This is a genomic window from Alteromonas sp. MTD1, from assembly GCF_042848195.1.
GTDB lineage: Bacteria > Pseudomonadota > Gammaproteobacteria > Enterobacterales > Alteromonadaceae > Alteromonas.
This window is the reverse complement of sequence record NZ_BTGG01000003.1, coordinates 244,932-267,181: the sequence shown is the minus strand read 5'-3', so window position 1 is coordinate 267,181 and position 22,250 is coordinate 244,932. Positions and strand designations below refer to the sequence as shown.

Annotated in this window: 19 protein-coding genes; 1 reads left to right on the top strand and 18 read right to left on the bottom strand. The window is 46.2% G+C overall.

The window, feature by feature from the left end; all coding sequences use genetic code 11:
* Nucleotides 1-142 precede the first annotated feature (142 nt).
* The 18 genes from lpxC to ACGHAV_RS05535 form a co-directional block, all read right to left on the bottom strand.
* Entirely contained in the window at nt 143-1,054 is a 912-nt protein-coding gene (lpxC, locus tag ACGHAV_RS05620) for a UDP-3-O-acyl-N-acetylglucosamine deacetylase (protein WP_390377565.1), read from the bottom strand.
* 206 nt (nt 1,055-1,260) lie between these two features.
* On the bottom strand, nt 1,261-2,427 hold the full coding sequence (ftsZ, locus tag ACGHAV_RS05615) for a cell division protein FtsZ (RefSeq protein ID WP_334013600.1): 1,167 nt from the start codon (nt 2,425-2,427) through the stop codon (nt 1,261-1,263).
* Between the two features lie 106 nt (nt 2,428-2,533).
* Nucleotides 2,534-3,763, bottom strand: coding sequence for a cell division protein FtsA (ftsA, locus tag ACGHAV_RS05610; protein ID WP_390377562.1), 1,230 nt, complete (start codon nt 3,761-3,763; stop codon nt 2,534-2,536).
* A gap of 7 nt (nt 3,764-3,770) precedes the next feature.
* Nucleotides 3,771-4,475, bottom strand: a complete 705-nt coding sequence (locus ACGHAV_RS05605; RefSeq protein WP_390377824.1) for a cell division protein FtsQ/DivIB — start codon at nt 4,473-4,475, stop codon at nt 3,771-3,773.
* A 100-nt stretch (nt 4,476-4,575) separates the two neighbouring features.
* A complete protein-coding gene (locus ACGHAV_RS05600) occupies nt 4,576-5,556 on the bottom strand; it encodes a D-alanine--D-alanine ligase (protein ID WP_390377559.1) in 981 nt (326 codons plus the stop codon).
* Nucleotide 5,557: 1 nt separating this feature from the next.
* A complete protein-coding gene (gene murC / locus ACGHAV_RS05595; protein WP_390377556.1) occupies nt 5,558-7,003 on the bottom strand; it encodes a UDP-N-acetylmuramate--L-alanine ligase in 1,446 nt (481 codons plus the stop codon).
* On the bottom strand, nt 7,003-8,100 hold the full coding sequence (gene murG / locus ACGHAV_RS05590) for an undecaprenyldiphospho-muramoylpentapeptide beta-N-acetylglucosaminyltransferase (protein ID WP_390377553.1): 1,098 nt from the start codon (nt 8,098-8,100) through the stop codon (nt 7,003-7,005). Before murG ends, murC begins: the two co-directional genes overlap by 1 nt.
* On the bottom strand, nt 8,093-9,517 hold the full coding sequence (gene ftsW, locus ACGHAV_RS05585; protein WP_390377550.1) for a cell division protein FtsW: 1,425 nt from the start codon (nt 9,515-9,517) through the stop codon (nt 8,093-8,095). The genes murG and ftsW overlap by 8 nt, the downstream gene beginning before the upstream one ends.
* A complete protein-coding gene (gene murD / locus ACGHAV_RS05580; RefSeq protein WP_390377547.1) occupies nt 9,514-10,875 on the bottom strand; it encodes a UDP-N-acetylmuramoyl-L-alanine--D-glutamate ligase in 1,362 nt (453 codons plus the stop codon). Before murD ends, ftsW begins: the two co-directional genes overlap by 4 nt.
* A gap of 6 nt (nt 10,876-10,881) precedes the next feature.
* A complete protein-coding gene (mraY, locus tag ACGHAV_RS05575; RefSeq protein ID WP_390377544.1) occupies nt 10,882-11,964 on the bottom strand; it encodes a phospho-N-acetylmuramoyl-pentapeptide-transferase in 1,083 nt (360 codons plus the stop codon).
* Complete coding sequence (gene murF / locus ACGHAV_RS05570) at nt 11,958-13,367, bottom strand: UDP-N-acetylmuramoyl-tripeptide--D-alanyl-D-alanine ligase (protein WP_390377541.1); 1,410 nt, start codon at nt 13,365-13,367, stop codon at nt 11,958-11,960. Before murF ends, mraY begins: the two co-directional genes overlap by 7 nt.
* Entirely contained in the window at nt 13,364-14,905 is a 1,542-nt protein-coding gene (locus tag ACGHAV_RS05565) for a UDP-N-acetylmuramoyl-L-alanyl-D-glutamate--2,6-diaminopimelate ligase (protein WP_390377538.1), read from the bottom strand. Before ACGHAV_RS05565 ends, murF begins: the two co-directional genes overlap by 4 nt.
* A complete protein-coding gene (locus ACGHAV_RS05560; RefSeq protein ID WP_390377821.1) occupies nt 14,895-16,679 on the bottom strand; it encodes a penicillin-binding transpeptidase domain-containing protein in 1,785 nt (594 codons plus the stop codon). The genes ACGHAV_RS05565 and ACGHAV_RS05560 overlap by 11 nt, the downstream gene beginning before the upstream one ends.
* A gap of 23 nt (nt 16,680-16,702) precedes the next feature.
* Nucleotides 16,703-17,038, bottom strand: a complete 336-nt coding sequence (gene ftsL / locus ACGHAV_RS05555; protein WP_334013610.1) for a cell division protein FtsL — start codon at nt 17,036-17,038, stop codon at nt 16,703-16,705.
* A complete protein-coding gene (gene rsmH, locus ACGHAV_RS05550; protein WP_390377534.1) occupies nt 17,035-17,976 on the bottom strand; it encodes a 16S rRNA (cytosine(1402)-N(4))-methyltransferase RsmH in 942 nt (313 codons plus the stop codon). The genes ftsL and rsmH overlap by 4 nt, the downstream gene beginning before the upstream one ends.
* The gene (gene mraZ / locus ACGHAV_RS05545) at nt 17,973-18,431 is read right to left on the bottom strand and encodes a division/cell wall cluster transcriptional repressor MraZ (RefSeq protein ID WP_334013612.1); all 459 of its coding nucleotides are present in this window, start codon (nt 18,429-18,431) and stop codon (nt 17,973-17,975) included. The genes rsmH and mraZ overlap by 4 nt, the downstream gene beginning before the upstream one ends.
* Nucleotides 18,432-18,794: 363 nt before the next feature.
* The gene (locus tag ACGHAV_RS05540) at nt 18,795-19,619 is read right to left on the bottom strand and encodes a porin (protein ID WP_390377531.1); all 825 of its coding nucleotides are present in this window, start codon (nt 19,617-19,619) and stop codon (nt 18,795-18,797) included.
* Between the two features lie 158 nt (nt 19,620-19,777).
* Entirely contained in the window at nt 19,778-20,551 is a 774-nt protein-coding gene (locus tag ACGHAV_RS05535; protein ID WP_390377528.1) for a SapC family protein, read from the bottom strand.
* Between the two features lie 423 nt (nt 20,552-20,974).
* Here ACGHAV_RS05535 and ACGHAV_RS05530 point away from each other — a divergent pair, with 423 nt between their 5' ends.
* Nucleotides 20,975-22,189, top strand: a complete 1,215-nt coding sequence (locus tag ACGHAV_RS05530; RefSeq protein ID WP_390377525.1) for a dipeptidase — start codon at nt 20,975-20,977, stop codon at nt 22,187-22,189.
* Nucleotides 22,190-22,250: the final 61 nt, after the last annotated feature.

The window sequence follows — 22,250 nt, the reverse complement described above, 5'->3', positions numbered from 1 at the left end:
CGCCAGCGCCAATTGCGTTATTTTGTGTTTTAGGCCACTACGCTTGGGTGAAATTTATATAATTATTCGGCTACTGTAACATTAAATGCAGTAATTGCCATACGAAAAAAAGCCGCCCCAAAGGCGGCTTTTTCAAAATTGCTTATGCAAGAGCAGGTTGCGCGTAGCGAATGGGCGCCGTTTCTTGCGAATCGTACGTTACGTATTCCCAACAGTCTTTTTGTTCGAGTACTGCATTAAGCAGTTTATTGTTAAGACCGTGGCCTGTTTTATAAGCCTTTAATTCACCAATTAAGCTATGTCCGCCAAGGTATAAATCGCCGATTGCATCAAGAATCTTGTGCTTCAAGAACTCGTCATCGTAACGAAGGCCTTCAGGATTTAATACGCGGAACTCATCAAGCGCTACTGCGTTTTCCATGCTGCCACCTAACGCTAGGTTATTGGCATTCATATATTCTAGGTCGCTCATAAAACCGAACGTGCGAGCGCGGCTAACTTCGTTAACGTATGAACATGAATCAAAGTCCATCACCATATGTTGACGAGTTTGGCTGATAACAGGGTGATCGAAGTCAATATGGAAATCAACTCTAAACCCATCGTAAGGCAAAAGCTCTGCCCACTTATCACCGTCTTCTACACGTACAGGTTTAGTAATACGAATAAATTGCTTAGGCGCATTCAGCTCTTCGATACCGGCAGACTGAAGTAAAAATACGAACGGGCTTGCACTGCCGTCCATAATAGGCAGCTCGTTACTGTCTACTTCAATGATAATATTGTCGATTCCAAGACCCGCTAATGCAGACGCTAAATGCTCTACCGTTTGGATAGTGACACCGTCTTCATTATTTAAACACGTACACAGCATGGTATTACCTACCGCGTTTGCACGCGAAGGTATGTCGACATGAGGTTCAAGGTCAACACGCCTAAACACGATACCCGTGTTTGCAGGCGCAGGTCGGAGAGTCATTGTGACCTTTTCCCCTTTATGAAGCCCAATTCCGGTTTCCTGAACCGATTGCTTGATTGTACGTTGTCTAATCATATGCTTAAGCTTTTACCTATTAAAAAAGCGGTCGCGAATTATAGTGAGTTATTACTCACATGTCAAAAAAGTGCAATAAACCACCAATCACAGCAGCAAGACTGACACCAAAATGACAAAATATCGCTAATTATTTTGTTATAAAACGCTGCTTACTTATATCGTAAGACATTTAAAAACCAAAATAATTCCCTTATTCAGCGGTATTAGTCTGCCTGCTTACGCAAGAACGCTGGAATATCTAAGTACTCCAAGTCGTTATCAGGCTGAGCACTGTCTTCCGCTTTAAGCGCTTGGTTACCTTCAGTGCCACCCACTGCAGAACGTGGCTCAGCGGTTTGTGAGCTACCATATTCTTTCGCTGGAGTGGTTAAACGAGAACCTTCAGAGCTAACCAGTGAAATATCAGGTTTGCGCTCTGCGCCAATACCGGTTGCTACAACCGTTACGCGAAGCTCGTCTGTCATTTCCATATCAATAACAGTACCCACAACCACTGTTGCGTTTTCAGATGCAAAAGCCTTAACAGCGTTACCCACTGTTTCAAATTCGTCGATAGCGAAATCTGGACCCGCTGTAATATTCACAAGAATACCGCGAGCACCTGACAAATCGATATCTTCAAGTAACGGGCTGGCAATAGCAGACTCTGCTGCTTCTTCAGCACGGTCTGGACCGCTCGCTGCGCCACTACCCATCATTGCTTTACCCATTTCAGACATAACGGTACGCACATCTGCAAAGTCAACGTTAATTAGACCAGGGCGAGTAATTAGCTCGGCGATACCTTGAACCGCACCACGTAAAACGTCGTTGGCTGCACTAAATGCTTGAAGAAGTGGCGTGCCTGGGCCCATCACTTTAAGTAGCTTTTCGTTAGGGATAGTGATTAACGAGTCTACGTTATTAGCAAGTTCTACAATGCCTTGCTCTGCGAATGAGGTACGCTTTTTACCTTCAAATGGGAATGGCTTGGTAACAACTGCCACGGTAAGAATTCCCATTTCACGTGCAATTTTTGCCACTTCTGGCGCTGCACCTGTACCTGTACCACCACCCATACCGGCAGTGATGAAAACCATGTCAGCGCCATCTAATGCTTGACGAATGGTTTCACGGTCTTCTTGTGCTGCATCGCGACCAATGTTTGGATCGGCACCTGCACCCAGACCTTTCGTTACGCTAGAGCCAATTTGAAGTGTAACGTCTGCACTTGAACTACGCAGTACCTGTGCATCGGTGTTAACCGCAATAAATTCTACGCCTTCAATGCTTTGAGACACCATGTGCTCAACAGCATTACCGCCGCCGCCACCGACACCGATGACTTTGATTACGGCTTCTTCGCCGTGACTATCCATTAATTCGAACATACTTACTCTCCGGTTGTACGTCTTCAAACACTACGCTATTTCATTCTTGTAGACTCATTGCGTCCTGCAAGTCTGAATGCTCTAGCGGTAGCGCCCCCAAATAAAATTAAAATTCACCTTTAAACCAGCTTTGCACACGTTGAAATAAGCTTTCACCGGACTTCTGCGTACTGGACTTCTTATTATCAGATTGTACTTTGCCGTATTGCAGCAGTCCTACAACTGTTGCAAAACCAGCATCATCAACATATTCAGACAAGCCTTTTACATTGATGGGTTTGCCCACGCGCACGGGCATCTGGAAAAGCTCTTCAGCAAATTCAACAGCACCTTCCATTTTGGCGGTACCGCCTGTGAGCACAAGACCCGCAGCAATTTGCTCTTCCAGACCGCTGGCACGTATCTCATCGTGTACCAGCTCGAACAGTTCTTGATAGCGAGGCTCGATAACCTCTGCCAACGTATGTCGAGACATCACTCTAGCAGGGCGTCCGCCTACGCTAGGTACTTCAATACTGTCTTCCATACTCACCATATCTTTTAATGCACAGGCATAATTTACCTTTATTTCCTCTGCATTGCTGATTGGTGTTCTAAATATCTTCGCAATATCGCTGGTAATTTGATTACCTGCAACAGGGATCACAGCAGTATGACGGATAGCGCCGTCGGTGTATATCACCATATCCATGGTGCCGCCGCCAATATCAACTACACATACGCCAAGCTCACGCTCGTCGTCGGTAAGCACTGCATAGCTAGACGCAAGTGCTGAGAAAATAAGTTGGTCGGCATTAAGCTCGCAGCGTTCAACACACTTCACCATATTCTTTGCCATATCATCGGCACAGGTAATGATGTGCGCATCGGCTTCCATTCTTACACCCGACATACCAATTGGGTTTTTTATACCTTCTTGTACATCAATGGTAAATTCTTGTGGAAGCACATGAAGTAAACGACGCTCGGCCGCAATAGGCACACTGCGCGCTGCATGAATAACGTTATCAACGTCTTCTTGCGTCACTTCCTGATTGTTAATTGGCACCATGCCATTTTCATTTTGGCATTTTACGTGTCGACCCGAGATGGACATGAAAACTGAAGAAACGCGGCAATCTGCCATTAACTCCATCTCGTTTACCGCACGCTGCACCGACTTTACAACCAAATTCAAGTCGTTCACGCCGCCTTTATCCATGCCTTTCGATGCATGGGTGCCCACGCCAACAATACTGATTTGATCATCATCTAGCAGTTCGCCCACCACGGCCTTCACTTGGCTGGTGCCGATATCTAGTCCTACAATCAAATTGCGTTCAGCAGGTTTTGACATGGTTTCCTTAACCCTCTTCATTAGTGGTACTGTCGTCGGCCCAGCCAACGGCGACACCCGTGTCATAGCGAAGGTCGACGTATTTTACGGCCTTCTCTTGCTGCGTCAGAAGTGGGTATACATCGATAAAGCGCTGTAACCTATCGATAAACTCCTGACGCCCTAAATTTAATTTTATGCCGTTTTTCAACTGCACTTGCCACGCAAACCGCTCGCTTAAGCTCAGCTCATCAATGGCCATATCGGTTGTGCCAATTAATGCATGCATGGCGTTGTAGCCCTCAAGGGCTGTTTTTTCACTACCACCTGGGCCATACAGCCTTGGTAGTGACAGCGTCACGCCTTCGTCATTGAAAGTGTCGCCGTAAGGGTTAAGCAGTAAATCCTCGTTCCACTTGGCGACGGGTTGCTGCTCAACCAAATATATCTTCAACGTATTCGGCCACTTCTTTCGAACCGACGCGCGGTAAACCCACGACTGAGACTCAACAAGCTCAAATACTTCATTAACGTCCAGCGCAAAAAAACTGCCCGGTTGCGCTTGGCGAATGAGACGCTCTAGCTTGGTAATATCGATATGCTGATACTCACCAGAAAAATCGATAACCTGAACCGGCATTTGTTGTTCATCATACAAATACTGGTTCGCTTTAATACCACCAATTACCAAGCCAACAATAACGACAAAAAGAAACGCAACGCCAGCCCACATTTCACGCTTTGTGTGCTTCACTTTCACCGACGTCGATAATTCGCGTCTTTTTTGCTTATCCGTTTGCTCTGCCATAACCGCTTCACTTATTCATTGCGGTTTAACGCGCGTCAACGGCCAATTCAGGTTGAACATCAAAACTCGTCGATAGAATACTCAAAACAAGTTCGTCAAAGCTCAACCCTGCTACTTTCGCCGCTTTTGGCACCAAGCTTTTCTCTGTCATGCCGGGTACCGTATTTGCCTCAAGCAAATAAAACTGTCTTTGGTTGTCTTGCATAACATCAACACGCCCCCAGCCACTGCCAGATACTGCGTCAAACGCACGTGCTGCAAGCTTGGCCAATTGGGCCTCTTGCTCTTCAGACAAACCGCTTGGGCAATAATATTTCGTAGTATTATCCTGATACTTCGCAGCATAATCGTAGAATGTGTGTGGAGTAGACATGCGAATAGACGGCAAAGCCTGCCCCTGTAGTACAGAAACAGTAAACTCTGGTCCGTCAATATACTGCTCTAACAAGACTTGATTATCGTATTTAAAAGCGTCTTGAATAGCAGCTTCAAGTTGTTTAGCACTTGTCACTCTCGCCATGCCAATACTCGACCCTTCTCTGGCCGGTTTTACCATGACTTCATTCCCCAATTTATCCATTATAGCGCTGCACTTACCAGCTTCAAAGTGCCTTTTGTCAGCAATTTCATATTTTGCTGTTGGTAAGCCCAAACTTTGCCACACTTGCTTGGTATGAATTTTATCCATAGCAAGGGCTGAGCCTAGTACACGGCTACCTGTGTACGGTATTTTTAGTAGCTGCAGCGCACCTTGCATAGAGCCATCTTCGCCGCCTCGCCCGTGCAGCATTATCAACGCTCTATCTACATTTAGCGTAATTAAATCGGTTAACGGACGCTCGGCTGGGTCGAAAGCAAACGCATCAACACCTTGCCTAAGCAACGCGTTCAATACTGCATTACCCGAATTGAGCGACACTTCGCGTTCGGCAGAATCGCCTCCTAGCAGAACGGCTACTTTGCCGTATTGGTCTGGCGTGTGAGTGTTTACAGAAGGTTTATACATCTTATTGTCCTTCTTCTACTAAACGCTGAGGTTCAAGCTCATGTTTAGCAAGCAGCTTAGCAATTTGACCGATATTTCCCGCGCCTTGTGTCATCACAATGTCGCCGTCTTGCATGATATTAGCGAGAATACCTGGCAGTGCGTCTTTGTCGCCTACATATACAGGCTCTAGCTGTCCACGCTGACGAATTGAGCGACAAAGTGCTTTGCTGTCTGCACCTTCAATTGGTTGTTCACTGGCGGCATATACATCAAGTAGCAGAAGTGCATCAACACTTGAAAGCACTTCCACAAAGTCTTCATACAAGTCACGGGTACGGGTAAAGCGGTGTGGCTGATATACCATGACTAAACGCTTATCAGGCCAATTGGCACGCGCAGCGGCTATGGTAGCTTTGACCTCTGTTGGGTGGTGACCATAGTCATCTACCAAACATACCTCGCCTTTACTGGTATTAAACGTACCAAGCTGTTCAAAACGACGACCAATACCACCGAAGATGGCAAGTGCACGAATAATAGCTTCATCGTCAATACCCTCATCGGTAGCAACAGCAATTGCTGCAAGTGCGTTTAGCACATTATGGTTACCAGTAAGGTTCAGCGTAATATCGAGTGGTTCGTGGTCCGGGCGAATAACCGTAAAGTTGGCTTTTCCGAACGACAAACTAATGTTTTCGGCACGGTAGTCGTTATGAGCTTCAAAACCATAAGTTAGAATGCTACGTCCTATTCTAGGGCGAATTTCCTGAATATTAGCATCGTCGCCACAGACAATAGCTTGACCGTAAAATGGCAAGTTAGATAAGAAATCTACAAAGGTGTCTTTTACCTTTGAAAAGTCGCCGCCATAGGTATCCATATGGTCGGCTTCAATGTTGGTCACCACCGACACCATAGGCTGTAGATGAAGAAACGACGCATCGCTCTCATCCGCTTCTGCGATTAAATAGCGACTTTTACCCAAGCGCGCATTAGTGCCAGCGCTATTAAGCAAACCACCAATAACAAACGTAGGGTCGTATTGCGCTTCTGCAAATATGGTTGAAATAAGACTTGTGGTAGTGGTTTTACCGTGTGTACCGGCAACCGCTATTCCGTGACGAAAACGCATTAACTCTGCCAGCATTTCAGCACGGCGAATAATTGGAATACGCTGCTCACGTGCAACCACTATCTCAGGGTTTTGTTCGTTAATGGCGCTCGACACAACGATTACGTCCATGCCTTCCACATTTTCGGCACGGTGGCCAATTTTTACGTCTGCACCTAGCTCGGTGAGTCGCTGGGTCATTGGTCCTTCTTGAATATCAGAACCTGAAATTGCATAACCTTCGTTTAACAATACTTCTGCGATACCGCCCATACCCGCACCGCCGATGCCGATAAAGAAGATATTTTTTACCCTGCGCATTTGCGGGCTTTCAAATGGGGTTTTAAAAACCATTATTCCCCTACTCCTACCACGCTTTTAACGTGGCTTACTACGTGTTCTGTGGCATGGGTGCTGGCACATTGTCTTGCCAAAGCTCCCATATTCAAACAGTCTTCTGGATGTGAGATCCATTGTCGTACTGCTTGCCCTAAATTTTCTTTTAGTACTGGCTGCGCAATCATTAGCGCAGCTTGTTTGTCGACCAGCGACTGTGCGTTTTTGGTCTGATGATCGTCCACCGCATGTGGTAGAGGAACAAAGATGGCAGCTCTGCCTGCGGCAGCCACTTCACTTACCGTTAATGCTCCGGCGCGACATACTATAAAGTCGGCCCATTCATACGCGGCGGCCATATCATCAATAAAGTCGCTCACTTCTACATTTGCCACATCGGCACCAGCTTGTGCATATGCACTTGAAACAGCAGCACTGTTGCCTTTTCCGCACTGATGCTTTATCGCTAAACCTTTCAACACACCACATGTTTGCGGCACGGTATCATTAAGTATCTTTGCACCCAAACTTCCGCCCACTACTAGCATATTGAGCGGCGTATTATCTGCGCGTGCCGTTTCTGTAGGCTTAGGGCTTACCGCCCAAATAGCATCTCGAACAGGGTTGCCAACCGTATGTACTTTTTCGCTTACTGATAAGAACTCGCCACGAGCACTATCGAAGCCTAAAAGTACACGGCTTGCTATTTTACTAAGCAACTTGTTTGTCATTCCTGCGGCTGCATTTTGTTCATGCACTATCACTGGAATACCTAACGACTTAGCGGCTACACCACCTGGCCCGCTTGCATAGCCGCCAAACCCAACAACAATATCAGGTTTGATGCGCTTGATAATGCGCCTAGCTGAAAACAAGCTTTTCACCAATGCAAGAGCGCCTTGTAAACGGGTAACAAGCCCCTTTCCTCGAAGCCCTTTAACTGGAATAAAATGAATGGGGATATCGTGCTTTGGCACTACATCTGCTTCCATTCGCTCGGCGGTACCTAACCACTGAACGTCCCAATGTTGCTCGCGAAGCGCATTAGCTACTGCAAGGCCAGGAAAAACGTGCCCGCCAGTACCGCCTGCCATTATTAAACACCGCTTAGCCATTGTCAGCCTCCGCGGCAACCCGTGCCAAAATTGCTTTTATACCGGCTTTACCTTCATCTTCTGGCGTTTTTGGTTTCTTCTGTACTGGCTTATCCGTCTCTTGTGACGAAACTTGTGAGCCTTCAAAACTGTGATCGTCTGCAGTTGTACTTGCACTTGCACTTGCAGACGCTGCTGCTTTAGCTGTACTTTTACTTTTCGCTGATGCTGACTTTCGACGTTCGCCTTTGCCATCACCACGATCAAGTGCTTGAACGCCATCTACACGCAGTTCAAAATCGATACGTAGCAAAATAGCTACCGCAACCGACATAACAATAAGTGAAGAGCCACCGTAGCTGACCAGAGGTAAGGTAAGACCCTTAGTAGGAAGAATGCCAGCGCTTGCACCAATATTTACTGCGGTTTGGAAACTAAACCAAATACCAATACTGTAAGCTAGGTATCCGTCGAAGGCGCGGCCTTTCTCTAACGCTCTATTACCAATACTTAGCGCTTTTAGAACCATCCACAAAATAAGTGCAAGTACTGCTAGCACGCCCACAAAGCCAAACTCTTCAGCCAGAATGGCCATAATAAAGTCGGTATGTGCTTCGGGTAAGAATTCTAGTTTTTGTAAACTATTTCCAAGGCCTTGACCAAACCAGTTACCACGACCATAAGCCATAAGAGATTGGGTAAGCTGATAGCCTGCACCGAATGGGTCTGCCCAGGGATCTAAGAACGATGTAACCCGTTTAAGTCGATATTCTTCAAATACGATTAGGGCTACCACCGCTAACACGCCGACAAATACCAACGCAAAGAATTGCCACAGTCTTGCGCCTGCCAAAAACAGCAGGCCAATGGTAGTAGCAAACATAACTACCACAGTACCCAAGTCGGGTTGAAGCAGTAGCAACATGGCAAGTACAAAGAATACAACCAGCGGCTTAATAAACCCTTTTAAGTTTTCTGTTACTTCTTCATATCGGCGAACTAAATACCCAGCCAAATAAGCAAAGAAATATAACTTGGCAGGCTCGGCTGCCTGTACCGTAATAGGACCAATCACTAACCATCGAGTACTACCATTAACGGTTCTCCCCACTAATAGCACAGCAACAAGCAGCGCTATTGCGGCGAGCAATAGGTAAGGGTTAGTAGTACGCCAAAAGCGCATGGGTAACTGAAGCACTATCATTGCAGCAGTTAGCGCGCAGGCAATGTAAATACCGTGGCGAATGGCAAAGTGAAACTGATTGTCAAAAATACGCGCTGCTACTGGCATAGAAGCAGAGGTAACAATAACTAATCCAATGCTCATTAGCGCCAACGAAATGAGCACAAGTGTTACATCATAGGGATGTGTAGACGGTGCCGCACCGTCGTGGCGAGCGGCAAACAGTGCGCTTAGCTTAGTGGTAGCAGTGGTCATATTGATGCCTCCACTGCACACTGCCTGTAAACGGCCTGCTGAAAAACTTCACCGCGATGCATATAGTTTTTAAACATATCAATACTGGCGCACGCCGGTGAAAGTAATACGATGTCACCCTGCTTCGCCATGTCACACGCTTTTTCAACAGCGCTATCTAAGGAGTCTACTAAGGTGGTAGCTGCGAAAACATCCTTAAAGGCGCTAGCGTCTTTACCAAAGGCAAATACATGGAGCACACAACGCGCTAAATAGGGGGCTAACGCTTGTAAATCTGCGCCTTTTGCATCACCGCCGGCAAGCAAAATAATGTTACCGTTTAGCATGGGTGACAGACCTTCTAGCGCCGCAATAGTAGCACCAACATTGGTAGCCTTTGAATCGTCAATAAAACGAACCTGATTAACGTTTGCTATTTCCACACAGCGGTGTGGCGCACTTTTAAAGCTTTTAAGATGGACGGCGGCTTGCTGAGGCGCAATGCCTAATGTGTCGCAAAGCCCTAATGCTGCCATTACGTTTAGCACGTTGTGCGTGCCTGCAAGCTGTATATCGGCCAATGCAATAACAGGTGTGTTATTAAACACTAGGTAAGGTTGCCCGGTAACGTTAGCAACGGCAAAATCTTCGTCTGACTCACCCAGCCCGTACTCAACTATATTATTCACATCGCATTCGGGTGCTACGAACTCACCGTCTCGCCATACAATGGCAGACTGAGTGTTATCAAAAATACGATGTTTCGCATCGATATAATTTTCGAGCGTAATATGGCGGTCTAAATGATCGTCAGAAATATTAAGAATAGTTGCAGCAATCAGTGCAAGAGATGATGTCGTTTCTAGCTGAAAGCTTGATAGCTCCATGACAATAACATCAGCGTCACTTTCAAGCGCTTCTAAAACTGGACGGCCTACGTTGCCGGCTTCAATACTTTGTACACCACAGGCATTAAGTAAATGCGTAACGAGCAGTGTAACCGTTGTTTTGCCATTTGACCCTGTAATGCCTACAACACGTTTTGGCGTAGATAACGTTTGGTTTAAGCGCGCAAACAGCTCAACATCACCAATCACTTCAACACCACATTGTTTGGCAAGCTTCACTTGTGCAAGGTTAAGCGATAAGCCAGGGCTTAATACAAGTGTATCGATGCCTTCAAAGTACGCAGCGTCAAGTGTATCCGTGGTCACTTGACCCCCTAACGCCTTTTCAATATCGTCAGGCAAAATTACGGCTTGGCGTGTATCAAAGGCCTTCACATTCGCATTGTGTTTAAGCAAAAAGCGTACGCAAGCCTGACCTGTTACCCCAAGGCCACCGACAACATAACTGTGCTCACGTACGTTATACGACATCAATGTTTATCTCAGTTTCAAGGTCGCAAGACCAACCAACACAAGAATGATAGAGATGATCCAAAAACGCACGATAACACGCGGCTCTGGCCAGCCTTTCAGTTCATAGTGATGATGGATAGGTGCCATTCTAAAGATGCGTTGCCCGCGAAGCTTATAAGAGCCCACTTGCAAAATAACCGACAGCGTTTCAATCACGAACACGCCACCCATTATGATAAGCACTAACTCTTGGCGTACTAATACAGCCAATACGCCCAGCGTGCCGCCTAATGCTAGCGAGCCAACATCGCCCATGAAGACCTGTGCTGGATAGGTGTTAAACCACAAGAAGCCCAAGCCTGCACCAACCATGGCGGTACACACAATAACCAGCTCACTGGTTAAAGGAATATGAGGAATATTGAGGTATTCGGCAAAGTTCGCGTTACCGGTAACGTAGGCAAAAATGGCAAACGCGCCAGCTACCAAAATAGTCGGCACAATAGCAAGGCCATCAAGGCCATCGGTTAGGTTTACTGCGTTACTTGTACCAACAATGGCAAAGTAAGTGATAATTATGAAAAACGCGCCTAACTGGGGAAAGACTTCCTTGAAGAACGGCACCAGTAGCGACGTTTCGGCAGACAACGTGGCGCTGCTATACAGGTAAAAAGCGACGCCAAGGGCCACCACCGACTGCCAGAAATACTTCCAACGCGCAATTAAGCCTTTTGAGTCTTTGCGAATAACTTTGCGATAGTCGTCTACAAACCCGATGATACCGTAGGCAACTACCACAGTTAGCGTAACTAACACATAGCGGTTTGTCAGGTCGGCCCATAGCAGACCGCTAATTACAATAGCGGCAAGAATTAACAACCCACCCATTGTTGGCGTGCCCGACTTAGATAAATGGCTTTGCGGGCCGTCATCACGTACGGTTTGACCTATCTGCATTGTCTGCAAATAGCGAATCATTTTAGGGCCAATAACAATAGCAATAAGCAACGCTGTTAACGTGCTAAGAATTGCGCGAAGGGTTAGGTATGAAAAAACATTAAACCCGGTTTCAAATTGGGTAAGCCATTCGGCGAGCCAAATTAACATGCAATGCGCTCCCGACGGCTATCAAGCTTTCCCAGCGCAGAGGCCTCGATCGCCTCTACCACGCGCTCCATTTTGGAGCTGCGTGAACCTTTTACTAAAATTGAAATATCGCGCTGTTGAGAGAGTAGGTCTTGCTCCATGGCAGCTAGCAACGTCTCAACATCGCTAAAGTGCCCGCCATTTTCATTAAACACAGCACTGGCCGACTGACTTAATACACCCATAGTGTATAAATAATGAATGCCTTTGTTCTTTGCGTACTCGCCCACTTGTTCGTGATAGAAACGTGACTTTTCACCCAGCTCTTTCATATCGCCAAGTACTAACACGGTAATACCTGAAAAGCTGCTAAGCGTGTCGATAGCGGCATTAACCGAAGCAACATTAGCGTTGTAGGTGTCATCGAGTAAGCGAACTTGCTGAGTAAGCTGCTTTACATTTAAGCGCCCGCTTACCTGTTTCATAGCAAGTAAACCGTCGCGAACGTTTTCGAGGCTGGCACCTACCTGCAATGTGAGCGCGGCAGCAACAAGGGCATTACCCACATTGTGTACACCAGGAATGGTAAGTTGAATAGCAATATCACCCTGAGGGCAAACTAGATGGAATGCAGCGCAGCCATCTAAACCAATAGTGATGTCTTCGGCGCGAAAGTCTGCGTCGTTTTTCTGATCAGGCGCAAAGGTTAACGTTTTGGTGTGGCGAAGTTTGCCTTTCCAAAACTCAGCAAATTGGCTGTCTACGTTTACTATGGCTACACCATCATCGCCTAAGCCTTTAAAAATTTCGCTTTTTGCACGCGCCACACCTAGCAGACTACCAAACCCTTCAAGATGCGACGCCGCAGCATTAACAATGGTTGCTACGTCAGGCTTTACTAAATTGGTTGTGTAAGCAATCTCGCCCAAGTGGTTCGCACCTAGCTCCATAACGGCATATTCATGCTCTGGCTCAAGGCGCAAAAGCGTAAGAGGCACACCAATATCGTTGTTAAAATTGCCTTTGGTGGCTAACACATTTCCACGGCGCTCTAGTATAGACGCACACATTTCTTTTACCGTGGTTTTACCGCTACTGCCGGTAATCGCAATGGTTTTTGGTGCCACATGCGCTTTAACCGCGGCGCCTAACAAACCCAGCGCTTCTTTGGTGTCATCTACCATGATTACAGGTAGCGAGGTTTCAACACTTTCACTTGCAATAACGGCGCTTGCTCCCGCTTGCTGTGCCTGTGCGACAAAATCGTGACCGTTAAAATTCAGCCCTTTAAGTGCAAGATATACTGCACCATCTTCAATGGTTCGTGTATCTGTGCTTACCGCAGATACGGTAATATCTGCATGCGTTTGTTCAACCTTACCGTTAACCTTCTCGGCTATCCACGACAGCGTTGTTGTTATCATTTGCTGTACTCCTGTTGCAGTCGCGCCACAACTGCACGTTCATTATAATTTGTCTTTTTGTTGCCAATTATTTGATAGTCTTCGTGACCTTTGCCCGCTACCACAATAATGTCGCCGTTTTCCGCATTGTCTAAACAGTAGCGAATAGCAGCTTCGCGGTCGGCAATACTCACTGCTTTTTCTTGGTGTTTTAAGCCCGCTTTAATATCGTTTGCTATCGCTTCAGGTTCTTCACTTCGACTGTTGTCGGTAGTTATAACAATATTGTCTGCACCTGCTTCAGCGGCTTGCCCCATAAGCGGTCGTTTGCCTTTATCTCGGTCACCACCGCATCCAAATACACACCACACTTTTCCTTCAGTATGAAACTTGGCACTAAGCAATACTTTCTCTAAGGCATCGGGCGTATGGGCGTAGTCCACAACAACGCTAGCTTTGCCGTTAACAGGAAAGACTTCCATACGACCAGGGACAGGGGTAATTGCATTAACAGCTTTTACCACCTCGTCAAAGCGTTCACCTTCGGCAAGCAAGGTACCAACGGCACTTAGTACATTGCTAATGTTAAACTTGCCAAATAATGGCAGAGTAACTGCTGCACTCCCCCATGATGAGGTAAGCTCAAAGCTACAACCTGACGCATGATAAGTGGCATTTGTGGCGAAACAATGGCGATGTTGAGACGTTTTATACGTGTCGCTTATCGTCCCATCATCGATACCGGTCCACACCCTTTGCATGTGTGCCGCGGCATGGCCATTCCATTTTTCACTTTGTGCATCGTTCGCATTCAGTACCACGGCTTTAAGTCCTGGCTGATTTAACAGCAAACGCTTAGCTCGACCATATTCTTCCATGGTGCCGTGGTAGTCTAAGTGGTCGCGCGTTAAATTAGTAAATACGGCAACGTCGGTTTTTACCGTGCCAAGTCGCCCTTGAACCAGTGCATGAGAGCTTGCTTCAAAAGCAGTGTGCTGCACTTCGCTTTGCACAAACTCTGCCAATAAGTACTGCATGCGAATAGCATCGGGTGTGGTGTTTGCCGCAGGCGTGTTTTTCCACTGTGTATTATCACCTTCAAACACGCTGCTTCCGAGTGTGCCTATGCTTGCGCTACGCGTACCCAACGCGTCTTTAAGCTGCGTAAGCAATTGAACTGTAGATGTTTTTCCATTTGTGCCGGTTACCGCCACTGTTGTCATTTTCTGTGCTGGATAGTCATAAAACGCCGCTGCTAAGCCAGACAACATTTGCGGTAAGTCGTAAAGTGAAATGATGACACTATGGTCACGCATCTCCATCTGCCCATGAGAAGCACTGTCGTCAGTTTGCGCCAAAATTACACGGGCACCTAAACTTATGGCCTGCGGAATAAAATCTCGGCCGTCAAGCTCATGCCCTTTAATGGCGATAAATGCCAAACGCGTGTTTACTTCTCGACTATCCAGCGTAAGCCCTTCAACGCGAATATCTGGAGCTTCTACACCGAACTTAGCCAATAAAGCACTAATACTTTGAATAAAGGCATTAACTACCACTTTGACCTCCTTTCAATAAGCGGCTAGACGTCACCTGCTTATCATCAGGAGCAACATTCAGCATGTGCAGTGCGCCTCCCATGATAGATGAAAATACAGGTGCAGCCGTGTCGCCCGCGTGATACAAGTCGCCGCCCGGTTCGTTGATTAACACAATAGTGACTAACCGAGGGTTTGAAACCGGCGCTATGCCAGCAAAAATGTTCACGTACTCTTCGCCATAACCGCCGGCGACGGCCTTACGACTAGTTCCTGTTTTTCCTGCCACGCGATAACCCGGTACAGCAGCTTTTGTTGCTGTGCCGCCGCGCTGAGTTACGCTTTCCATCATGTGAACAATAGCGTTCGCGTTTTCTTCACTAATAACTCGTTCGGCTTGTGCCTGCCATGACGGCTGCTCAGGAGATTTAATAATGTTAAGTGGTGTTTTAACGCCACCGTTGGCTAGCGTGGCATACAAACGGCCAAGCTGCGCTGTGGTGACAGAAATACCGTAACCAAACGATAGCGTTGCTAACTCAAATTCAGACCAGCGGCTACGTTCATGAAAAATACCGCTACTCTCACCGGCCATATTTAAGCCTGTGTCGCTCATTAACCCCATGTTGTAATAGGTATCTAACAAGAATTGCTTAGGTACAGATAGCGCCAATTTAGAGGTACCCATGTTCGACGAATGTTGAATGATTTCCTCAAGAGTAAGCTCACCGTAGTTACGGGTGTCTTTTACCAAGCTTCCACCTAGACGCATCCAACCTGGGTAGGTATTTACGGTATCTCCTGGCTCTACGTCGCCAAACTCAAGGGCCGCCAATACAGCAAGGGGTTTTAATGACGAGCCTGGCTCGAACGCATCGGTAATAACGCGGTTGCGCATTCTATGCGGAGAAATATCGCTGCGATCGTTTGGATTAAACGAAGGCGCATTCACCATGGCCAGAACGTCACCGGTTTTCACATCAATAACGATGGCCGAAGCTGAGCTAGACTGGTAATACAGCATTGCTTCTTTAATTTCTTTGTAGGCCAACGCTTGAATGCGCTGATCGATAGTTAACTGAAGATCGCCGGCTTTTTCACCCGACTTCATTTCTAGAATTTCTACCTGACGGCCTTTTGCATCGCGGCGTATTTTTCGCGACCCCGGTGTGCCGGTAAGCCACTCGTCATACAAACGCTCTAGTCCTTCAACACCGGTGTCGTCAACGTCTGTAACGCCAATAAGCTGGGCAGAGACTTCGCCCGTTGGGTAGTAACGACGACTTTCACGGCGAAGATAAATGCCTGGAATGTCCAACTTGTCTACGTATTCAGCCATGGCAGGAGACACTTGGCGCTGCAAATAAACAAAGCGACGCTTAGGGTTTGCCACTTTGTCTTTAAGTTCGTTCACGTCTTGGCGCAACACATCGGCCAGCGCTTCCCAACGGCGAGCTTCTTTAAAACCGTCGTTGTCGTGAATAATTTTGGGGTCGGCATAGATAGCGCGAACGGGCACACTTACCGCCAGCTCTACGCCGTTGCGATCGGTAATTAGGCCCCGGTAAGTGGGCATATTGCGGGTACGCAGTGTTCGGCTGTCGCCTTGCTGAATTAGCTCGTCGGGTTCAATAACCTGAATGTAAGCCGCACGTGACACTAGCACGCCAAAAACCGCCATAATCACAACAAGCACTACCACAAAACGCCAATGTACCAAGCTAGGGGTTACATTTTGCTTTGCACCAGATTTGCCTTTGCGACCAGAACTATTGCGCTGACGTGGGCTATTCATTGATTGAGACGATTCAACAGCACTCATTTTAGCCTCACTACCACTTCGTCATCGGCGGTCGGGCGATACATGCCAAGCTGTTTTTCTACAAGGGTTTCAATGCGGTTGTGCTCTGTAAGCGCGCGCTGTTCAAGCACTAAGTTTCGCCATTCAACATCAAGCTCATCTTTCTCTTGCATGAGGTCTTCAAGGGCAATAACTTGCTGTCGATTGTGGTGGCTGCTGAGAATAACTGACATAGCTGATACGATAACCATTAAATACAACAAAACCCGCAACTTGTTGCGGGTCAAATCTGAAACAATTATCAGCAGAAGATTAAAATTTGTTCCTGCTTTGTCTGGCGTACGTTTGGTCATAACTTCTCTGCCACACGTAGCACGGAACTGCGAGAGCGAACATTGTTCGCGATCTCCTGTTCAGAAGGTTTAATGGCTTTACCTAGCGCTTTGAGGACTTTATCTGCATCAATTTCTGCTTGTGTAATAGGCAGATTATGCGGCACCACCTTTCCTTTACTTTGCTCTTTAATAAAGCGCTTAACTAAACGGTCTTCTAGTGAATGAAAAGAGATAACGGCTAGTCGCCCGTCTTTGGCTAAAACCTGTGTAGCCGCTTTTAAACCAACCCGTAGCTGCTCAAGCTCGGCATTGATATAAATACGAATGCCCTGAAATGCTCGGGTTGCCGGGTGCTTAAACTTGTCTTTTACCGGCACTGCTTCATCAATAATTTTGGCTAACTGCGCCGTACGCGTGATAGGTGTTTCCTCGCGTGTATTCACGATAGCGTGCGCGATACGCTTGCCGAACTTTTCTTCGCCAAACTCTTTAATTACTTGCGCAATATCTTGTTCTTCGGCACTTGCTAGCCACTGTGCAGCGCTTTGACCGCGGGACGTGTCCATGCGCATATCCAGTGGACCGTCGCGCAAAAAACTAAATCCGCGTTCTGCATCGTCAAGCTGAGGCGATGACACGCCTAAATCCATTAACACACCGTCGATTTTGCCGGTTAGACCTAACGACTCCAGTTCTTCTGCCATATCGCCAAATGGCGAGTGAATAATGCGAAAACGTTTGTCATCGGCAAAACGTTCAGCGGCTTTAATTGCCTGAGGATCGCGGTCGAAAGCGATTAACTGGCCGTCTTCACCCAGTGAATCAAGAATATGCGCCGAATGGCCGCCCCTTCCGAACGTTGCATCAACATATATGCCATTAGGCTTAATCGCCAATGCTTCAATGCACTCGTCAAGCAATACTGAAATATGTTTAAATTCGCTGGGCTGCGTCATAGCGAGAAGTCCTGTAATCGTTCGGTAAGTTCAAATTCGCCTTTGCGTTCGGTATCGATATCAACCTCAATTTGTTGTGCCCATTCATCGGCATCCCAAATTTCGAACTTGTTTAACTGACCAACCAACATGACTTCTTTTGATAGTTTTGCGTGTGCACGCAGAGGAGTAGGAATGAGAATTCGCCCGCTTTTATCCATTTCACCTTCAGAAGCATGGCCCAGCAATAAGCGCTGCATACGGCGCTCAGCTGGGATCATACTAGAAAGTTTAATGAGCTTAAGCTCAATCTCTTCCCATTCGGGAAGTGGGTAAAGTAGCAAACAACTTTGTTGTGTATCTACTGTGCAGACAAGCTGTCCCTGGCAATCATCCAGCAGCGACTGACGATACTTCGTAGGTATTGCCAGTCTGCCTTTAGTATCCAGATTGATTGCGTTAGCGCCGCGGAACATTCCCCTAGCCTTTTATTTTTTGCTCTTGGTTTTCTTATTATTTGAGTACTAATCTGCAAAGTGATGATGACTTGATCCACAATTCGCCACATTTACCCACTGAGATACAGTTTAGGTACCAATGATCCCCACTGTCAAGTAGAAAAATGCGGTGAAGGCCCCGTATTTACTGGCTTTAAACTGTTTAGATATACAGTAGTTAAAGGAAGTCTATGATTAAGCGTGTAAAAAAAGGGCGATAAAAGCGTGATTACTTATTAAGAAGTGAAAATTAATCGACAAACAGCGGTTGAAGTACTTTTATAGCGCATAAAAAAGGCAAGCTTAAGCTTGCCTTTATATTACTACTCACCATTTGGTGCATTAAAAACGATACGTAGCACCTAAACTCAACACGTCAGCATCAATATCGCTGTCTACTTGTCTTTGGTAGCCTGCTTTTACAGAGAATTGTTCGTTTAGCCAGTAATCGACTTCAACACCAATCTCGTTACCGTTCTCAAAGTCACCCGGTGCATTTATATGTGCATAGGTACCAGCAACACTTAGCCCTGGATTGAAGAAGTAGCGGGCTGAACCACGAATCACATCTGCGTCGTCACTGATATACTCTGCTAACAGGTCCCAACCTGTTCCTGATTTACCTACGGTGGTATAACGAGTGAATGCAAGAATGGCGTTATCGTTTTCGCGACCGCTAAAGCGTTCACCATCTATAATGCCGTTAAAGTTTTGCTCAGAATAAAGAAACCCTGCACCCACCTGCCATTCACGCGACAGGTTATACCCCACTTTTACATCAATATCTGTGCTGTCTGAATCGCCAAAGTCGTAATCGAAGTCTGCATAGGTTCCATCAATTGACATCATCCATTCTTCATTTAGATATAGCGTGGTGCCAAGAGTGAAGATATCTGTGCCGTCGATATTATTATACCCACCCGAAAAGCTAGACACTCGCTGTAGGTAAGGGCTAATGAGGTAGGCACCGCTATTCCCTTTAAGCGTACTTGTATAACGAGTAAAAGAACCGCCATAAAGCGTGTCATCTATTCCTTCAAAATCAATAGCACGTACTTGAACTTCGTTTTGTGTATTAGCCTGTGCGAACGATGCTGTTAAAAGCGACGCCACGGTCATTGCTGCTACAGTTAACGATGCTTTTAAGGGGCTGTTTTTGATATCCATGTCTTTGTCCTTGAAATAATATGTGTTGGAAACAAGGCTAAAGATATACGAATAAAACTTAACGAATTCTGAACAGAAACTAATGAAAAATGAATAGGTTACATTATGCACAAAAAAGCCCGCAAAACGCGGGCTTCTGAAGCAATTCAATGTGTGAATTAGGCGCTTGGCGCTGCTTCACTTGCTGCTTGCTCGTCTGCTTTAACGGCAGAAAGTTGCATGCTGCGAATTGGGTTTTCGGTATCGTTTGAAAGCTCAACTAAACGGTTAAGCTGACCAACAGACATCATTACCGCGTAAATCGCGCCTAGGAAACCTGCTTTGTGAAGCTCAAGTACTTGGTCTTCAGGAAGCTCTAGTAGTTTCTTCTCGTTAATGCTTTGCATGCCAGTAACGTTACGCTGAGTACCGTCTTGGTATGTTAGACGAATTTGAATTGGGTCTAGTAGGTCAAGCTCTACTACTTTTGCAACAAAACGCTGCGTTAGCATTTCGCTATTAGCAAGGTCAGCTAGGAACTTTTGACGGTTTGCTAGGAACTCGCTTGCTTCACCTTCTTCTGTAAACAGTGGCTGACCTTCGTCAGACACTAGGTCGGTGTTTTCGTCAATGTATACACCTAATTTCTCGCCGTCTGGACGTACGTCAAACGGGTAGCGAAGGATATTCATTGGTACATGAGGGCCTTTCCAGCTGTCACCAGTAAGGAAAAGGTTTTGACCCTGTTCCATGCCTAGCATAGTGACTACGTGGTGACGCTTAGATACTTGGTCATCAATGAAAACTAGCGGCATAGTAGCAGCAAGCTGTGCGAATTCACGGATAGTTGCAGCAGCAAGGTGAGTATTTTTTGCGAAGCTGAACGATGTGTTTACCGCAATTTTAAGGTCTTTATGTTTTTCTTTGTCTAGCGGTACAAAATTAATAGCCATATTTATTTCTCATACTTGTTTATTGCGATACCCGTAAAATTTGCGAGAAGGACGGATATCAATGAAAATTTATCTAGGCTCCGCGGATGCATCTTGGTCATCTCGTTATTGGCAGAGCGCACAGGAGTATTACGCATTCGTGCAATGAAGTCACGCAAACTAGACCATACCAAGTTTTAAATTTTTATTGCAATGTAAACTTTAAGTAAACGACAACAAGCGCTCTAAAAATAACCAATATCATTACTACCAACTACTGAAAGACGAATATTTGTACAAAAGAAAGCGCTTAGCTTACTTTTTCACTCGTTGTAGCAACAAGCAATATGCATTAACCTCTAAGCTCTGCAGTACACCTTTTCGTTACAAGCCACGCAGTATTGAAAAGCTTGCGACATGAATTTATTAATAAGGACTTTTACTATGAAGGGGCGTTTCCCACTTTCTGCTTGTGCATTTGCGCTGGCGGCCCTGTTTAGTGCTCACAGCACTGCCGCCAATTCACCTACTTACACGGCGTCGGATAAAGCCGTTGATATTGCGCAGCAAACCATCATTGTAGACGGGCACATTGATGTACCCTATCGCGTAAAAGAACAATGGGTTGATGTAACAAAAGCTACCGACGGTGGCGACTTTGACTACCCTCGAGCAGTGAAAGGCGGACTAAATGCCCCCTTTATGAGTATTTATGTTCCTGCCAGCCTTGATAATTCACCAGAGTCGACGCAATTAGCCCACGAACTCATTGATTCGGTAGAAGCGATTGTTGCAAGAGCGCCTGATAAATTCGCGATTGCGAAAAGCCCTAGCGAGGTAAAAGCCCATTTTGAACAAGGCATTATTTCACTGCCAATGGGAATGGAAAATGGCTCGCCTATTCAAGGTGACTTAGCGAATCTAAAGGCTTTTTACGAGCGTGGCATTCGGTACATTACCCTTGCACATAGCCAAGCCAATCATATTTCCGATTCGTCTTACGATTTGCGTCGTAAATGGAAAGGGTTAAGTCCTTTTGGTAAATCGCTGGTTGGCGAAATGAACAATATCGGCATTATGTTAGATATTTCACATGTTTCAGACGATGCCTTTTACCAAGTTATCGAACTTACCAACACGCCTGTTATTGCATCGCACTCGTCGCTTCGTCGCTTTACGCCAGGCTTCGAACGCAATATGGACGACGACATGATTAAAAAACTCGGCGAAAATGGCGGCGTTATTATGATTAACTTTGGGTCTAGCTTTGTGTCTAAAGAGGCGGGGCAATGGCGTACAGGGCTAACCAACGCGAGAAAAGCGTTAATTAAAAAAGAAGGGGAAGACAGCCCCAAGCTTGAAAACTTTGAAGAAGAATACCGTAAAAAGGTCCCTTATCCTTATTCAACTCTTGATGAAGTGCTAGATCATATTGATCACGTTGTATCACTGGTTGGCGTTGAGCATGTAGGTATTGGTTCAGATTACGACGGTGTAGGAGATTCACTTCCAATAGGACTTAAAGACGTGGCTAGCTTCCCCAACTTAGTTCAAGGGTTATTGGACAGAAACTACAGCGAAAGTGATATCAAAAAGATTTTAAGCGGTAACTTACTGCGCGTGTGGCAACAGGTAGAAGACTACGCCGCTGCACACTAAGACCCTTTGAAAAACTAACAGACGAAAAAAGCGCGATAGTGGCTACTCACTATCGCGCTTT

Excerpts from the sequence above, each read along its gene's own strand:
- ftsL (WP_334013610.1), bottom strand. The coding sequence starts at position 17,038 with ATGACCAAACGTACGCCAGACAAAGCAGGAACAAATTTTAATCTTCTG.
- ftsA (WP_390377562.1), bottom strand. The coding sequence starts at position 3,763 with ATGTCAAAACCTGCTGAACGCAATTTGATTGTAGGACTAGATATCGGC.
- murD (WP_390377547.1), bottom strand. The coding sequence starts at position 10,875 with ATGTCGTATAACGTACGTGAGCACAGTTATGTTGTCGGTGGCCTTGGG.
- rsmH (WP_390377534.1), bottom strand. The coding sequence starts at position 17,976 with ATGACGCAGCCCAGCGAATTTAAACATATTTCAGTATTGCTTGACGAG.
- ACGHAV_RS05530 (WP_390377525.1), top strand. The coding sequence starts at position 20,975 with ATGAAGGGGCGTTTCCCACTTTCTGCTTGTGCATTTGCGCTGGCGGCC.
- murC (WP_390377556.1), bottom strand. The coding sequence starts at position 7,003 with ATGGTTTTTAAAACCCCATTTGAAAGCCCGCAAATGCGCAGGGTAAAA.
- mraZ (WP_334013612.1), bottom strand. The coding sequence starts at position 18,431 with ATGTTCCGCGGCGCTAACGCAATCAATCTGGATACTAAAGGCAGACTG.
- ftsW (WP_390377550.1), bottom strand. The coding sequence starts at position 9,517 with ATGACCACTGCTACCACTAAGCTAAGCGCACTGTTTGCCGCTCGCCAC.
- ACGHAV_RS05605 (WP_390377824.1), bottom strand. The coding sequence starts at position 4,475 with ATGTGGGCTGGCGTTGCGTTTCTTTTTGTCGTTATTGTTGGCTTGGTA.
- murG (WP_390377553.1), bottom strand. The coding sequence starts at position 8,100 with ATGGCTAAGCGGTGTTTAATAATGGCAGGCGGTACTGGCGGGCACGTT.
- mraY (WP_390377544.1), bottom strand. The coding sequence starts at position 11,964 with ATGTTAATTTGGCTCGCCGAATGGCTTACCCAATTTGAAACCGGGTTT.
- ACGHAV_RS05540 (WP_390377531.1), bottom strand. The coding sequence starts at position 19,619 with ATGGATATCAAAAACAGCCCCTTAAAAGCATCGTTAACTGTAGCAGCA.
- murF (WP_390377541.1), bottom strand. The coding sequence starts at position 13,367 with ATGATAACAACAACGCTGTCGTGGATAGCCGAGAAGGTTAACGGTAAG.
- ACGHAV_RS05600 (WP_390377559.1), bottom strand. The coding sequence starts at position 5,556 with ATGTATAAACCTTCTGTAAACACTCACACGCCAGACCAATACGGCAAA.
- lpxC (WP_390377565.1), bottom strand. The coding sequence starts at position 1,054 with ATGATTAGACAACGTACAATCAAGCAATCGGTTCAGGAAACCGGAATT.
- ftsZ (WP_334013600.1), bottom strand. The coding sequence starts at position 2,427 with ATGTTCGAATTAATGGATAGTCACGGCGAAGAAGCCGTAATCAAAGTC.
- ACGHAV_RS05560 (WP_390377821.1), bottom strand. The coding sequence starts at position 16,679 with ATGAATAGCCCACGTCAGCGCAATAGTTCTGGTCGCAAAGGCAAATCT.
- ACGHAV_RS05535 (WP_390377528.1), bottom strand. The coding sequence starts at position 20,551 with ATGGCTATTAATTTTGTACCGCTAGACAAAGAAAAACATAAAGACCTT.